General features: G+C 74.6%; 11 protein-coding genes. 7 read left to right on the top strand and 4 right to left on the bottom strand.

The genetic code is table 11. From position 1 onward, the window contains the following. Positions 1-54: 54 nt before the first annotated feature. On the bottom strand, positions 55-1,974 hold the full coding sequence (locus IH44_RS47675; RefSeq protein WP_030458412.1) for a discoidin domain-containing protein: 1,920 nt from the start codon (positions 1,972-1,974) through the stop codon (positions 55-57). Positions 1,975-2,135: 161 nt separating this feature from the next. On the opposite strand from IH44_RS47675, the gene IH44_RS0106320 reads away from it, so the two are divergent. From IH44_RS0106320 to IH44_RS43950, 4 genes are all read left to right on the top strand, one after another. After that, a complete protein-coding gene (locus tag IH44_RS0106320) occupies positions 2,136-3,173 on the top strand; it encodes a LacI family DNA-binding transcriptional regulator (RefSeq protein ID WP_030458411.1) in 1,038 nt (345 codons plus the stop codon). 190 nt (positions 3,174-3,363) lie between these two features. Further along, the gene (locus IH44_RS42405; RefSeq protein WP_157852126.1) at positions 3,364-3,807 is read left to right on the top strand and encodes a PASTA domain-containing protein; all 444 of its coding nucleotides are present in this window, start codon (positions 3,364-3,366) and stop codon (positions 3,805-3,807) included. Positions 3,808-3,985: 178 nt separating this feature from the next. Continuing rightward, entirely contained in the window at positions 3,986-4,618 is a 633-nt protein-coding gene (locus IH44_RS0106310; RefSeq protein ID WP_030458410.1) for a hypothetical protein, read from the top strand. A gap of 59 nt (positions 4,619-4,677) precedes the next feature. Further along, positions 4,678-5,280, top strand: a complete 603-nt coding sequence (locus tag IH44_RS43950) for a hypothetical protein (protein WP_081966746.1) — start codon at positions 4,678-4,680, stop codon at positions 5,278-5,280. Between the two features lie 72 nt (positions 5,281-5,352). Here the strand turns inward: IH44_RS43950 and IH44_RS0106300 are convergent, their stop codons facing one another. Together IH44_RS0106300 and IH44_RS0106295 are read right to left on the bottom strand one after the other, a co-directional pair. Next, positions 5,353-8,208, bottom strand: a complete 2,856-nt coding sequence (locus IH44_RS0106300; RefSeq protein WP_030458408.1) for an RNA helicase — start codon at positions 8,206-8,208, stop codon at positions 5,353-5,355. Between the two features lie 235 nt (positions 8,209-8,443). Further along, positions 8,444-9,709 carry a serine/threonine-protein kinase gene (locus tag IH44_RS0106295; protein WP_157852124.1) on the bottom strand — a complete coding sequence of 422 codons (1,266 nt, stop codon included), beginning with the start codon at positions 9,707-9,709 and terminating at the stop codon, positions 8,444-8,446. 362 nt (positions 9,710-10,071) lie between these two features. On the opposite strand from IH44_RS0106295, the gene IH44_RS0106290 reads away from it, so the two are divergent. Together IH44_RS0106290 and IH44_RS0106285 are read left to right on the top strand one after the other, a co-directional pair. Continuing rightward, a complete protein-coding gene (locus IH44_RS0106290) occupies positions 10,072-10,446 on the top strand; it encodes a hypothetical protein (RefSeq protein WP_030458406.1) in 375 nt (124 codons plus the stop codon). Between the two features lie 44 nt (positions 10,447-10,490). Then, positions 10,491-10,820 (top strand): helix-turn-helix transcriptional regulator, encoded by a 330-nt coding sequence (locus IH44_RS0106285; protein WP_030458405.1) that lies wholly within the window; start codon positions 10,491-10,493, stop codon positions 10,818-10,820. 50 nt (positions 10,821-10,870) lie between these two features. Here IH44_RS0106285 and IH44_RS0106280 read toward each other — a convergent pair whose 3' ends face one another. Continuing rightward, positions 10,871-12,067 (bottom strand): aminotransferase class V-fold PLP-dependent enzyme, encoded by a 1,197-nt coding sequence (locus IH44_RS0106280; protein WP_030458404.1) that lies wholly within the window; start codon positions 12,065-12,067, stop codon positions 10,871-10,873. Between the two features lie 80 nt (positions 12,068-12,147). Here IH44_RS0106280 and IH44_RS0106275 point away from each other — a divergent pair, with 80 nt between their 5' ends. Continuing rightward, positions 12,148-14,250 (top strand): prolyl oligopeptidase family serine peptidase, encoded by a 2,103-nt coding sequence (locus tag IH44_RS0106275; RefSeq protein ID WP_030458403.1) that lies wholly within the window; start codon positions 12,148-12,150, stop codon positions 14,248-14,250. Positions 14,251-14,334: the final 84 nt, after the last annotated feature.

The raw sequence follows: 14,334 nt of genomic DNA, 5'->3' as shown, positions 1-14,334 counted from the left end.
GGCGGTGCGCGCGGAGGGTCGGGGGCTGCGCGCGCACCGCCGGGCGGGGGCGGTTCAGCGGTAGAGGCGGACGTCCGCGAGGCTCCACCAGTGGGGGGCGGTGGCGGTGCCGGTGATCCGCAGGTAGCGGGCGCGGGTGTCGCGCGGCAGGTCGACGGTGGTCAGCTGGCCGGTGCCGGGCCCGTCCGCCAGGGGGTGCCAGCGGGTGCCGTCGTCGCTCGCCTCGATCTTCCAACTCCGGGCGTAGTCACCGAGGTTGTCGCCGCTGTCCAGGGCGATCCGGTCGAAGGCGGTGCGCCGCCCGAGGTCGAGCTGCAGGTACTGGCCGGGGGTCTGGGCCGTTCCGCTGGACCACCGGGTGGAGCCGTCCGCGTCGATCGCCGCGCGGGCGTCGGCGGCGGCCGGGAGGGCGGTGGCGGTGGCGCCGGTGAGCGGGACCTCGCGCCGGTCCGGCTTCGGCGCACCGGACTCGGACCACCGGAAGGTGGCCAGCGCGCCGCCGGGCAGCGTGTACGCGAAGCTCTGCCCGCCGACCGCGACCGCGAAGTCGCGCGGCGCGTCGTTCTCGTTGTGCACCACCAGCACGGTCGAACCGTCCGGGTCGGTGAACGCGACGTCGGTCAGCTGCCCGTTCCAGCCCGGCGTGCCGAAGCTGGTGCTGGCGATCCGGACGGCGCCGGGGCGGACGAACTTCGACAGGTGGCCGATCGTGTAGTACTCGGCGCCGGTGGTCACGCTGTGGTCGTCGTGCACGGTCAGCAGCGCGGTGCAGGTGCCGCAGCCGCCGTTGTGCGGGCCGTCGTGCTCGTCCAGCGCGATGTTCCAGTTGAGCACGGACCTGGCCCAGTTGCGGGTCGCGCCGACGGTCAGGTTCCGGGCGTGCCAGGTCAGCGTCCCGCGGAAGGTCTGCGCGGGGGTGTCGGTGGGGCCGTGCGAGCCGGAGCACTCGGTGAACCAGATGCCCTTGTCCGGGTGCGCGTCGTGCAGCGCGCTCTGCGCGGCCGGGTCGCCCGCGTAGCAGTGGTAGGCCGTCCCGGCCAGCCACTGGGCGGCGTCGCTGTCCAGCAGCCGGTACGGGTAGTCGGTCTCGGGGTCCTCGCCGGGCGGGGTGTTCTTCACGTCGTCGGGGTGGGTGGCCCAGTTGTGGTCGTAGCCGAGGATCTTCGTCCGCGGGCTGGCCTTCTTCAGCAGCGGCCCGAGCGCCTCGACCACCTTCTCCTCCTGCTCGGCCGTCAGGTCGGTGCCCGGGTACGCATTGGGCTTGCGGTTCTGCGGCTCGTTCTGCACCGTCAGGTAGTCGACCGGGACGCCGGCCGCCGCGTACGCCTGCACGAACTTCACCAGGTAGCGGGCGTACGCGTCGTACACCGCCGGGTCGTCCTTGAGCTTCCCCTCCAGCAGCGAGTCGCCGGTCTTCATCCAGGCGGGCGGGCTCCACGGCGTCGCCACCACCGTCAGCTCCGGGTCGAGCTGCCGGGCCCGGCGCAGCAGCGGGAGGATCTGCTGCTCGTCGTGGGCGATCGAGAAGCGGCTCAGCGCGAAGTCGCTCTGCCCGGCCGGGACGTCGTCGTAGGTGTAGTGCGCGGCGGCGGCCGTGAAGTCGGAGGAGCCGATCGGCTGGCGCACCATGCTGATGCCGATGCCCTGCGCGGGGTCGAAGAGGCGGCGCAGCGCGGCGTCCCGGTCGGCCGGGGGCAGGCCGCTCAGGACGGCGGCGGAGGAGTCGGTGATCGAGGCGCCGAAGCCGTCCATCCGCTGGAAGGTCCGGGTCGGGTCGACGGTGATGGTGGTGCGGGCGGAGGCGCCCGGCCGGAACGCCACCGACGGGCGCTGGTGCAGCAGTTCGGCGCCGTCCGGGGTGGTGACCCAGACCTCGACGGCGGCGGCGGGCCGGTGCGGGGACGCGGGGGCCGCGCCCATCAGGCCGAGGGCCAGTGCGGTGGCCGTGGCGGTGCCGAGCACGCGTCGGTACATCGAGTTCCTCTCCCCTTGCCTTCATGAAACAAAATGAAACGTTTCTGACATATCTGCGTGCGTTCAGGAAACGGCACCGGCTTTCCCGCTGTCAAGATTCCTGCACCCCTTGCAAGTTGGGAGTTGTATGATCGCCTCCATGAAACGAAACGATGAAACACATGGGTAGGCCGAAGTCGACGCGGGTCACCGTCCGGGACATCGCCGCGGCCGCCGGGGTCTCCCCCGCCACCGTCTCCCGCGTCCTGACCGGGCAGGCCGTCGTCGCCGAGGAGACCAGGGCCGCCGTCCGCACCGCGATGGAACGCCTCGGCTCCCCCGAACCCGCCGCCCCCCGGCGGACCGCCCGGCCCGGCGCCGTCTTCGTCCGCTGCCCCTACCTGCTCACCGACTACTTCGGCACCATCGTCACCGCCGTCGCCGAGGCCCTCGACCGGCACGGCCGGGAACTCATCCTCAGCGCGGGCAGCTCCGCCCAGCACAACGGAGCGCTCACCGGGCTGGCCCGCCGCCGCGACCTGGCCGGCGCCCTGCTCGTCCTCCCCGTCGAGGACAGCGCCGCCCTCGAACAACTGCGCCGCCAGGACCTCCCGTTCGTGGTCATCGACCCCCGCACCCCCGTCCCCCGGGACATCGCCGCCGTCTCCGCCTCCCACTTCACCGGCGCCCGCAACCTCACCGCCCACCTGGTCGCCCTCGGCCACCGCCGGATCGGCTTCATCAACGGCCCCGACGACTGGCTCGCCTCCGCCTCCCGCCACGCCGGCCACGCCGCCGCCCTCGCCGAAGCCGGCGTCCTCATCCCCCCGGACCTCGTCACCCACATCGAACCCACCAGCGACTGGGGCCACACCGCCGCCGCCCGCCTCCTCGACCTCCCCCGACCCCCCACCGCCCTGGTCGCCTTCAACGACAAGGCCGCCGTCGGAGCCCTCCGCGCCGCCCACGAACGCGGCCTCCGCGTCCCCACCGACCTCTCCATCGCCGGCTTCGACGACGACTACCTCAGCCGCACCTCCATCCCCACCCTCACCACCGTCCGCCAACCCCTCGAAGAACTCGGCGGCCTCGCCGTCAGCCTCCTCCTCCGCCTCATCGAAGGCACCGCCCTCGAAGCCCTCCACGTCGAACTCGCCACCGAACTCATCGTCCGCGACTCCACCGGCCCGGCCCCGGACGGCCGGAACGGAACGGCCTGACACCCGCAACGGACGGGGTCACGATTCGGTCCCGGCAGCCGCCGCACTCCGCCCGAACCGGGATGCTCGCGGGCATGACCGACCAGACCATCGCCCCGTCCCCGCAGCCCTCGGATCAAGTGGAAAAGTACTGGCCATCGGTGCTCTGGGGCCCGGCACGACGCAGGGGGTGGACGGTTGCGCGTTCACGGTGAACGTGGCCAAGGTCCCCAAGGGGTCGAAGTTCTACCAGGTCGAGATCAGCCACCGGGGGAAGATCAACCTGTCGAGCAACGATGCGGAGGCCGGCCAGCCGCCGCCACCACGGCCTGCGACCCCACTCCGTCGCCACCGGCCCCACCGCGCCGGCTCCTCCCGTGACCACCCCGGCCGGTGGGACGGCACCCGCCCCGGGCGGGAGGCGAAGACCGCTGCCCTGCCTGATTTCACCGGCATGGGACTGCAGGCCGCGCAGGACCGGGCCCAAGCTGCCGGTTTCCACCTCTTGCACTCGCACGACGCCCTGGGGCGGTCCCGGTCCCAGATCGACGACCGGAACCGGAAGGTGTGCTCGCAGGCCCCGGCGGCCGGCACGGCGTTGAACGGGCAGCCGGTGACGTTGGGGGTCGTCAAGTTCGGCGAGGCCTGCCCCTGACCCGCTCGCCCTCCCGCCATCGGGCCCGGCCGCTCCCCTCGACGGAGCGGCCGGAGCCGTTTGACGGGCCGTCAGGAAGTCGGAGTTGTTTGGGGAGCCGTACACGGGTCACCCGATGCCGGGAGCGAACCGAAGCGGGGTGGCCCCGGACGGGCGGCCTCGGGTCAGGAGGCAGAGGATGTCCAGCGGTCTGATCGTGGCGATCGTCGTGATCGCCGTGGTGGTGGCGGCACTCGGTGCGTTCGCCGTCCGCCACCGGCAGCAGCGCCCCGGCCTGAGCCGCCGGTTCGGGTCCGAGTACGAGCGCACCGTCGCCCGGCACGGCGGTGACACCGCCGCGGCCGAGCGCGAGCTCGCGCTGCGGGTGGAGCGCCACCGGGAGCTGACCCTCACGCCGTTGAGCGGCGCCGAGCGGGCCCGGGCCGAGGAGCAGTGGGCGCAGGTGAAGGCGCGTTTCGTCGACGACCCCCGGCAGGCCCTGGCCAATGCGGAGGCGCTGCTTGCCCGGGTGGCCCGCGACCGCGGCTACCCCGACTCCGACGTGGACGCGCAGATCGACACCATCTCGGTGGACCACGGCGAGCACGTCGAGTCCTACCGGGAGCTGCACGCGCTCTCCCTCCCGGACGCCGCCGGGCGGCCCGCGGACACCGAGGAGCAGCGCGCGGCCCTGCTCCGGGCCCGGGAGCTGTTCACCGCCCTGGTCGGCGCCGGCGGCGAGCCGGAGCGCGCCCACGCCCGCGGCCCGGCCAAGGCCCCGGTCGGCCGCCGCGCCGGACGGGTGCCGACCCGGCGCGAGCACCACGCCTGAGCACGGACCGGACTCCCGCGCCGGCACCGCCCGCTCCACCGTTCCCCGAGGAGGACAGCATGACCACCAACGACCCCGTCACCAACCGCGGCCGCTTCGTCTCCGGCACCGGCACCGGTCAGGGCCCCGGCCGGACGCCCGCCACTCCGCCCCGTCCCGCCCCCGCCGAGCGCCCCGGCGCCCTGGACTCCGCCCTCGATCCCGCCACCGACGACCGCGCCGCCGACACCGCCCGGCACCCCGCCGACCCGGCGAAGGCCCCGGGGCCCGCCCGCCCGCGCTCCACCGCCGGGAACCCGCCGGCCCTGGCCGACGCCAGCTCGGACGCCGGCCCGGACTCCGGTTCCGGCTCGGACCTCGGCTCCGGCCCGCTGCTGCCGCCGGAGTTGGCCTCGCGGCTGACCGGCCGGCTGGAGCACGCGGTGGGCAGCTTCGTGGACGACCCCGGCCGGGCCGTCCAGGAGGCGGACGAGGCGCTGGACGAGACGGTGCGCCGGCTGACCGACGGCCTGCACGAGCGCCGCACCGCCCTGCGCGAGGCGTGGCACGCCGACGGCGACGGCTCGCACCGGAACGACCCGGACGACCCGGCCCGCACCGAGGAACTGCGCCTGTCCCTCCGCGCGTACCGCGAGCTGCTCCAGCACCTGCTGGCGGCCTGAGGGCCGGTGACGGACGCGAACGGGCCCGGCCGCTCCCCTCGGGGGAGCGGCCGGGCCCGTTCGCCGGAACGGCTAGCCCACCGACGAGTACGCGATGATGCCGCGCCGCATGCCGTCGACCGCCTTGCGGGCGGTCTTGCGCAGCTCCGCGTTGTCGCCGGCGGCGTCCTGGATCTGGCCGAGGACGTCGATGAGCTGCTTGGTCCAGCGGACGAAGTCGCCGGCGGGCATGTCCGCGTCGCGCAGGACGGCGTCGAGGTCGTGGCCGAGGGCCCAGCGGTAGGCGGTCCAGGCGAAGCCGAGGTCGGGTTCGCGCTGGCCGACGCCTTCGGCGGTGGAGATCTTGTGCTGCTCCTCCAGGTCGTCGAGCCGGCTCCAGATCCGGACCATCCTGCCGAGCGCCTCCTTGGCGCCGCCCTCGGGGACGCGCGGGGCGGTGGCGTCGTCGGACTGGCGGGCCTCGTAGACCAACGCCGAGGCGCAGGCGGCGAGTTCGGCGGCGGCGAGGCCGTCCCAGACGCCTTCGCGGATGCACTCGGAGGCGAGCAGGTCGAGTTCGCCGTAGAGCCGGGCCAGGCGCTTGCCGTCGGCGGTGACGGTGTCGCCGCTGAGGTAGCCGAGGTCGGCGAGCAGGCCGCAGACCCGGTCGAAGGTGCGGGCGATGGTGTGGGTGCGCGAGCGCATCCGGCGTTCGAGGAGTTCGGTGTCGCGGTGCAGGCGGTGGTAGCGCTCGGACCAGCGGGCGTGGTCCTCGCGCTCGTCGCAGCCGTGGCAGGGGTGCTGGCGCAGGGCGGTGCGCAGCCGGCTGATCTCGGGGTCGTCGGCGGCGGCGGCGCGGCCCTTGCGGTGGCGCTCGGGTTCGAGGTGGCCGGCCTTGGTGCGCAGCGCGGAGGCGAGGTCGCGGCGGGACTGCGGGCTGCGCGGGTTGAAGGACTTGGGGATCCGCATCCGGTCCACGGCGGCGACGGGGTACGGGAAGTCGATCATCGCCAGGCGCTTGACCTGCCGTTCGGCGGTGAGCACGACGGGGCGCGGCCCGTCCTGGAAGTCGGGGTGCCGGTGGTGCCCGCCGCGGCCGCTGCGGCCGTCCGGCGGCAGGCCGGGGTCGAGGACGAGCGCGAGGCCGGCGAACTTGCCGGTCGGGACGTGGATGATGTCGCCGGGCCTGAGCTGTTCGATGGCTTCGACGGCGGCGTTGCGGCGCTGGTTGGAGCCCTCGCGGGCGAGCGCGTTCTCGCGGTCCTTGAGGTCGCGGCGCAGCTGCATGTACTCGTCGAAGTCGCCGAGGTGGCAGGTCATCGACTCGCGGTAGCCCTCCAGGCCCTCCTCGTTGCGCTGCACCTGCCGGGCGATGCCGACCACCGAGCGGTCGGCCTGGAACTGCGCGAAGGAGGTCTCCAGCAGTTCGCGGGAGCGGTGCCGCCCGAACTGGCCGACCAGGTTGACGGCCATGTTGTACGAGGGGCGGAAGGAGGACTTGAGCGGGTAGGTGCGGGTGCCGGCCAGGCCGGCCAGCGCCTCCGGGTCGAGTCCGCGCTGCCAGAGCACGACGGCGTGGCCCTCGACGTCGATGCCGCGGCGGCCGGCCCGGCCGGTGAGCTGGGTGTACTCGCCGGGGGTGATGTCGGCGTGGGTCTCGCCGTTCCACTTGACCAGCTTCTCCATGACCACCGAGCGGGCGGGCATGTTGATGCCGAGGGCGAGCGTCTCGGTGGCGAAGACCGCCTTGACCAGGCCCTGGACGAACAGCTCCTCGACGACCTCCTTGAACCGGGGCAGCATGCCGGCGTGGTGGGCGGCGATGCCGCGCTCCAGGCCGTCCAGCCACTCGTAGTAGCCGAGGACGTGCAGGTCCTCGTCGGGGATGTCGCGGCAGCGCTCCTCGACGAACTGGCGGACCTTGAAGCGGTCGGCGTCCCGGTTCAGCCGCAGGCCGGAGTTGAGGCACTGCTGGACGGCGGCCTCGCAGCCGGCCCGGCTGAAGATGAAGGTGATGGCGGGCAGCAGGCCCTCGGCGTCGAGCCGGTCGATCACGTCGACCCGGTTCGGCGTCCAGACCCGGCCGGGGCGGCCGGTGGGCATCGAGCGGCCCCGGCCGCGGGCGAACCGGTCCCGGCCGCGGTCGGCCTCGGAGCGGGCCAGGCGCACCAGTTCGGGGTTGACGGCCTTGGCGGGGTTCTTCAGGCTGCCCTTGGGGCGGCCGTCCCGGTCGGGGCTGGCGAACAGGTCGTACATCCGGTTGCCGGCCATCACGTGCTGCCAGAGCGGGACGGGGCGGTGCTCGGAGACGATCACCTCGGTGCCGCCGCGGACGGTGTCCAGCCAGTCGCCGAACTCCTCGGCGTTGGAGACCGTCGCGGAGAGCGACACCAGCGTCACCGACTCGGGGAGGTGGATGATGACCTCCTCCCAGACGGCGCCGCGGAACCGGTCGGCGAGGTAGTGCACCTCGTCCATCACCACGTAGCCGAGGCCGTCGAGGGCGTTGGAGCCCGCGTACAGCATGTTGCGCAAGACCTCGGTGGTCATCACGACGATCGGCGCGTCCCCGTTGACCGAGTTGTCGCCGGTCAGCAGGCCGACCTTGGCCTGGCCGTAGCGCTTGACCAGGTCGCCGTACTTCTGGTTCGACAGCGCCTTGATCGGCGTGGTGTAGAAGCACTTGCGGCCGCCGGCCAGCGCCAGGTGGACGGCGAACTCGCCGACGATGGTCTTGCCGGAGCCGGTCGGCGCGGCGACCAGGACGCCCTTGCCGTCCTCCAGGGTGCGGCAGGCGCGGACCTGGAAGTCGTCGAGCGGGAAGTCGTACAGCTGCTGGAACCCGTAGAAGGCGGTGGCCTGCTCCTTGGCGCGCGCGCGGGAGGCCGCGTAGCGCTCGGCGGGGCTGAGCTGCTCCTCGGCGGCGGGGTCGAGCTGCTCTTCGGGCATGGGCTTGCCGGGCACTGGCGTCACCTGTTCTTCCCGTGGGTGTGGCTGGACGAGAACGCAGACGGCGACGCCTGCGGCTGCGGGGCCGTGGCCCGGAGGGGCGACGGGGCGCAGCGGGTGCGTGGGGTGTGGTGATCGAGCATCTCAGCCTGAGATTACCCGTCTGGAGTGACATCAACATCAGACTTTTCCGGCACTTCGCGGAGCCGTCACCGGGAGCGTCCCGGCCCGGCCGTCAGCGCGACATCAGCGACACCAGCCCGACGACGGTGCCGCCGAGGACGAGCAGCGCGAAGATCACCGCGGACGCCAGCGCGGGCGTGCTGACCGGCTTGCCGGCGGGGGCGACCACGACCCGCCCGGCCGGCGGCGGCATCGGCGACGGCACGGCGTCCCGCGGCGCGGCGTCCTGCGGCGCGGCGGCGGGGGCCGCCACCGGGGCTGACACCACCGGGACGGGCACCATGGGGGCGGACAGCACGGGGACGGACCACACGGGAGCGGGCACCGGAGCCGGAGCGGGCACCGGAGCCGGGGCAGGCGCCGGAGCGGGAGCCGAAGCCGGATCGGGAGCAGCGGTGGACGCCGCGGTGGGCAGCGGCGGGTGCGGCTGCCGCTGGGCCGCGGCGGCCAGGTCGAGTTCGGTGGCGAGGCCCCGGGAGAGCCAGTCCTCGCCGCGGCTGAGCCCGCCGGGCCCGGCGGCCCGGGCGCAGTGCGCGATGACCTCGGCGGGGGCGGGGCGGTGGGCGGGGTCCTTGGCCAGGCAGGCGGCGACCAGATCGCGCAGGGCGGGCGGGCAGTCGGCGAGGTCGGGCGCCTCGTGGATCATCCGGTAGTGCAGGACGTGCGAGTTGCCGTCGCCGAAGGGGTGCCGGCCGGTGGCGGCGACGTGGGCGAGCACGCCGAGCGAGAAGACGTCGGCGGCCGGGGTGACGGCGGAACCGAGGAACTGTTCGGGGGCCATGAAGCCGGGGGTGCCGGGGCCTTCGCCGGTGCGGGTGAGCGTGGTGCCGTCGGCGGCGCGGGCGATGCCGAAGTCGATCACCTTGGGGCCGTCGGCGGCCAGCAGCACGTTGCCGGGCTTGAGGTCGCGGTGCACGATGCCGGCCTCGTGGATGCTCTGCAGGGCCTCGGCGATGCCGGCGGTCAGCAGCAGGCAGGCGTGCGGGGGCAGCGGGCCGTGCGCGCGGAGCATGCGTTGCAGCGAGGGGGCGGCGACGTAGGCGGTGGCGAGCCAGGGCTGCGGGCCGGTGGTGCTGCCGGCCACCACGGGCACGGTGTACACGCCGTGCACCCGGCGGGCGGCGGCCACCTCGTGGGCGAAGCGCTGCAGGAAGGCCGGGTCCTCGGCGTAGTCGGGGCGGATCACCTTGAGCGCGAGGGGCTGTCCGGCGGGGCTGTGGGCGAGGTAGACCACGCCCATGCCGCCCGAACCGAGCCGGGCGGCGAGCCGGTACCCGGCGACCTGGACCGGGTCCCCGGGGTGCAGGGGCTGGAGCACCGGCCCTTCGTACGGTCCGTCGGACACCTGTGTCCCCCTCGTCTCCCGGGCGGCCCGGCGCCGCCCGCAGCTTGACGGTGGATCAGGTTAGCGGGCCGGGGCCCGGTGCGGGCCGGGCGGTTCCCCGGGGGCGGGGGCCGGAACCGCGTCCGGGCGAACTGTTCACATCCGGAGTTGCAAATGTCTTCAAGTGGTCGGCAGTTCGGTACTTCCCGGCCCCGTTCCGGGCAGATCCGAAAGATTGCGGTCAACACCCGGCCGCAGTGCGGTCCCGTTCCTACAGTCGTGCCGATCGACCCGGCCGGCCGGCCACGGCGGTGCGCAACCGCGCACGACGGCACACGACAGCAGGAGGACAGGCGATGGCGAATCTCGAAACCTCGCTCAAGGAAGCCATGACCATCGAGGGCGCCATGGGCGTGGCCCTGGTGGACTACGGGAGCGGCATGGCGCTCGGCACCCTCGGGGACAGCGGCGAGCTCGACATGAACGTCGCCGCGGCCGCCAACACGGACCTGGTCCGTGCCAAGATGCGGGCCATGGAGATGCTCAACCTCCACGACGACGGCATCGAGGACATCCTGGTCACCCTCACCGGCCAGTACCACCTGATCCGGCCGCTCACCACCGCCGGCGGGCGCGGCCTGTTCCTGTACCTCGCGCTGAACCGCAGCCGGTCCAACCTCGCCATGGCCCGGCACCAGTTGAAGCGGATCGAGGCGTCGCTGGAGGTCTGAGCGCGGGAGCGGCGGCCTGCGTGCCGCCGGAGAGGGGAGGAAGCATGCCCGTACCGCTGTACCAGGCCAAGGCCGAGTTCTTCCGGATGCTCGGCCACCCGGTGCGAATCCGGGTCCTCGAACTGCTCCAGGCCGGCCCGACGCCGGTGCGGGGGCTGCTGGCCGAGCTGGACGTCGAACCGTCCAGCCTCTCCCAGCAGCTCGCCGTCCTGCGCCGCTCCGGCCTGGTCACCTCGACCCGCGAGGGGTCGACGGTGGTGTACGCCCTGGCCGGCGCGGACGTCGCCGAGCTGCTGCGGACGGCCCGGCGGATCCTGACCGAGCTGCTCGCCGACCAGGGCATGCTGCTGGCGGAGCTGCGCGCCGCGCGCTAGCTGTTCTGTCCTGTGAGGTTGGGGACGCGGCTGGCGGGCGAGCAGGCCCGTCAGCGGGTGAGCAGGCGGGCCAGGCCGTCGGCCAGCCGCCGGTACTCCTCGGGGCGGTTGTAGAGCTGGGCGCTGATCCGGAGGATGCCGCCGCCGGGCCAGGGGCGGACCGCGACCCGGGTGTCGAGGGTGCGGCGGACGGCGGTCATCAGGGCTTTGGCGGCGTGCTCCTGCTCGGCGGTGCCGGGCGGGAGCCGGACGGCGCGCATGCCGAGGCCGGGCAGGGCCGGGAGGGCCCGCAGGCCGGCCCGTTCGACCAGCAGCCGCTGTCCGTACGCGGCGAGCCGGTCGTTGTGGTCGCGCAGCCGGTCGGCGCCGATCCGGTGGAGCAGGGCGAGGCCGGCGGGGGCGGCCAGCCACGGGGTGTAGTCGAAGGTGCCGCGCCACTCGACCCGGCGGGGGAAGCCGCGGTCGTGCTCCCAGGAGAGGGTCAGCGGGCGGACCCTGGGCCGCCAGGGCCGGTCGACGGCGAGGACGGCGGCGGCGCGCGGGGCGAAGGCCCACTTGTGCAGGTTGCCGGCCCAGAAGTCGGCGCCGCCGGCCGCGCCGCCGAGGTCGACGGGCAGGGCGCCGGGGGCGTGCGCGGCGTCGACCACGGTGGTCACGCCGCGTTCGCGCAGCGCGGCGAGCAGGGCGGGGGTGGCGACGGCCCGGGCGGTGGGCGAGCTGACCAGGTCGAGGACGGCGACCCTGGTGTGCGGGGTGACGGCGGCCAGGACGCGTTCGGCGACGGCGTCCTCGTCGGGGGCGTGCGGGGAGATCCGGACCCGGCGCACCACGGCGCCGGTCTCGGCGGCGCGGCGTTCGCAGGCGCGGGTGACCGCGCCGTAGCCGTGGTCGGTGACCAGGACCTGTTCGCGGGCGCCGAGCGGGACGGAGTCCAGGGCGACGGCGACGGCCTCGGTGACGTTGGTGGTCAGGGCGAGCCGGTCGGGGTGGCCGCCGAGGGCGGCGGCGATCTCGGCGCGGGCCCGGGCGATCCGGTCGGGGGCGTCCTGGAAGAAGCCGTCGGGGTCGCGTTCGAGGGCGGCGCGGAGTTCGGCCTGCCGGCGCTGGACCGGGACGGGGACGGCGCCGTAGGAGCCGTGGTTGAGGTGGGCGGTGCCGGGGTCGAGGGTGAACAGGGTGGTGCTGCCGGGCAGTGGCGCGGGCGGGTCGGCGGCCGGAGCGGTCCGCGGGTTCCCCGGATCCTTCATGCGCACCCTCCAAATGCTGTGTGACATTTCACACTGCATACTTCTAGCCGACCGGGGCCGGGCACGGCAACCATCGGCGGGTGACTCACACCGACCCCTACCTCGCGCTGAGCGCCGCCACCGGCCGCTTCAGCTACGGCGCCCCGCGCGCCGTCACCCTGTCCGCCGACGCCGGCCGCGCCCTGTTCCTGCGCTCGACCGGCGCCACCGACCCGGTCGAGCGGCTCTGGCACTACGACCTGGCCACCGGCCGGGAGCGGCTGGTCGCCGACCCGGTGGCGATCGCCCCGGGGCGCACCGGCGCGGCCGCCGAACTGCCGCCGCTGGAGCGCCGGTTGCGCGAGCGGATCCGGCTGTGGGCGCCCGGCATCGGCTCGTTCGCGGCCACCGCCGACCTGTCCCGGGCCGTCTTCGCGCTGGACGGCCGGGTCTTCCGGTGCGACACCGAGGCCGGCACCAGCACCGAACTCCCGGTCGCCGGGCCCGCGTTCGACCCCCGGCCGAACGCCGACGGCTCGGTGGTGGCGTACGTGGCCAGCGGGGCGCTGCACCTGACGCCGGGCGGGCGGATCAGCCCGGCGGACGGCGCGCTGTGGGGCGTGGCCGAGTTCGCCGCGCAGGAGGAGCTGGGCCGCACCCGGGGCCACTGGTGGGCGCCGGACGGCAGCGCGCTGCTGGCCGCCCGGGTGGACGAATCCGCCCTGCCGCTGCGGCACTTCGCCGACCCGGCGCACCCGGAGGCGGCCCCGGAGTCCTTCGCCTACCCGCAGGCCGGCGGCCCGAACGCGGACGTCCAGCTGTGGGTGCTGCGCCCGGGCGGCGCCCCGACGCAACTGCGCTGGGACACCGGCGAGTTCCCGTACCTGACGGCAGCGGGTTGGGAGGGCGGCGGCGAGATCCTGCTGACCGTCGCGGACCGGCTGCAGCAGCGCGTGCTGCTGCTGAGCGCCGACCCGGCGACCGGCGCCACCCGCGAACTGAGCCGCACCGAGGACGAGTTCTGGGTCGACCCGCTGCCCGGCACCCCGCTGCGGCTGGCCGACGGCCGGGTGCTGACCTCCGCCGACACCCCGGCCGCCCGCGGGGTGGCGCTGGACGGCAAGATCCTCACCGACGAGCGCCTCCAGGTGCGCCGGGTGGTCGGCCCGCGGCCCGACGGGCGGCTGCTGCTGGAGGCGGGCGACGGCGACCCGGCCGACCAGCACGTGTTCCTGCTCGACCCGGGCACCGGGGCGCTGGAGAAGCTGACCGCGGGCGCGGGCGTGCACGCGGTGGCCGCCCACGCCGGGGACGTGCTGCTGCTCACCTCGGCCTCGCTGGACGGCGTCCGCCGCGAACTGCGAACTCCCGCGGGCCGCACGGACTTCCCCGACCTGACGGCCGAACTCCCCTACCGTCCGCGCCCGTTGCTGTCCCGGGTGACCGAACTCGCCCTGCCCGCCGCGGTGCTGTACCCGCGCAGGCACGTGCCGGGCCGCCGGCTGCCGGTGCTGCTGGACGTGTACGGCGGTCCGGGCTTCCAGGTGATCGCCAACGAGCCGCGCCGCTGGCAGTTCAAGCAGTGGTGGGCCGACCGGGGCTTCGCCGTGGTGACGGTGGACAACCGGGGCACCCCGTTCGTCTCGCCGGACTTCACCCGGGCGGTCTTCCGCCGCTTCTCGCAGGTCGCGCTGGACGACCAGGTGGCCGCGCTGCGGGCGCTCGGCGCCGCGCACCCGGACCTGGACCTGTCCCGGGTCGGGGTGCGCGGCTGGTCGTACGGCGGGTACTTCGCGGCGCTGGCGGTGCTGCGCCGCCCGGACGTGTTCCACGCGGCCAGCGCGGGCGCCCCGCCGACCGACTTCCGGCAGTACGACACCGCGTACACCGAGCGCTACCTGGGCCTGCCGCAGGACAACCCGGAGGGGTACGCGGCGGACTGCCTGCTCGGCGACGCGCCGGGGCTGCGCCGGCCGCTGCTGCTCGTCCACGGCCTGGCGGACGACAACGTGCACCCCTCGCACACCCTGCGGCTGTCCGAGGCGCTGACCCGGGCGGGGCGGGCGCACACCGTGCTGCCGCTGCCGGGGGTGAGCCACATGCTGCCGGACGGGGCGCTGGAGCGGGTCGCGGTGCAGGAACTGGCCTTCTTCCGCGAAAAGTTGGGCCTGGGCCGGGAGGCGGGCGCACCCCCTTCCCCGTAGTGGATGACATGTGAAATATTACCGGCCATCCGTTTACCCACCCTTGAGAGAGGACCGGGTCACTTGCGCAGACTTCCCACAGCC

Origin of the sequence: Kitasatospora sp. NRRL B-11411 (genome assembly GCF_000721345.1) — a bacterium.
Classification (GTDB): Bacteria; Actinomycetota; Actinomycetes; order Streptomycetales; family Streptomycetaceae; genus Kitasatospora; species Kitasatospora cineracea.
The sequence above is the reverse complement of the archived record's forward strand: the minus strand, read 5'-3'. Positions and strand labels throughout refer to the sequence as shown.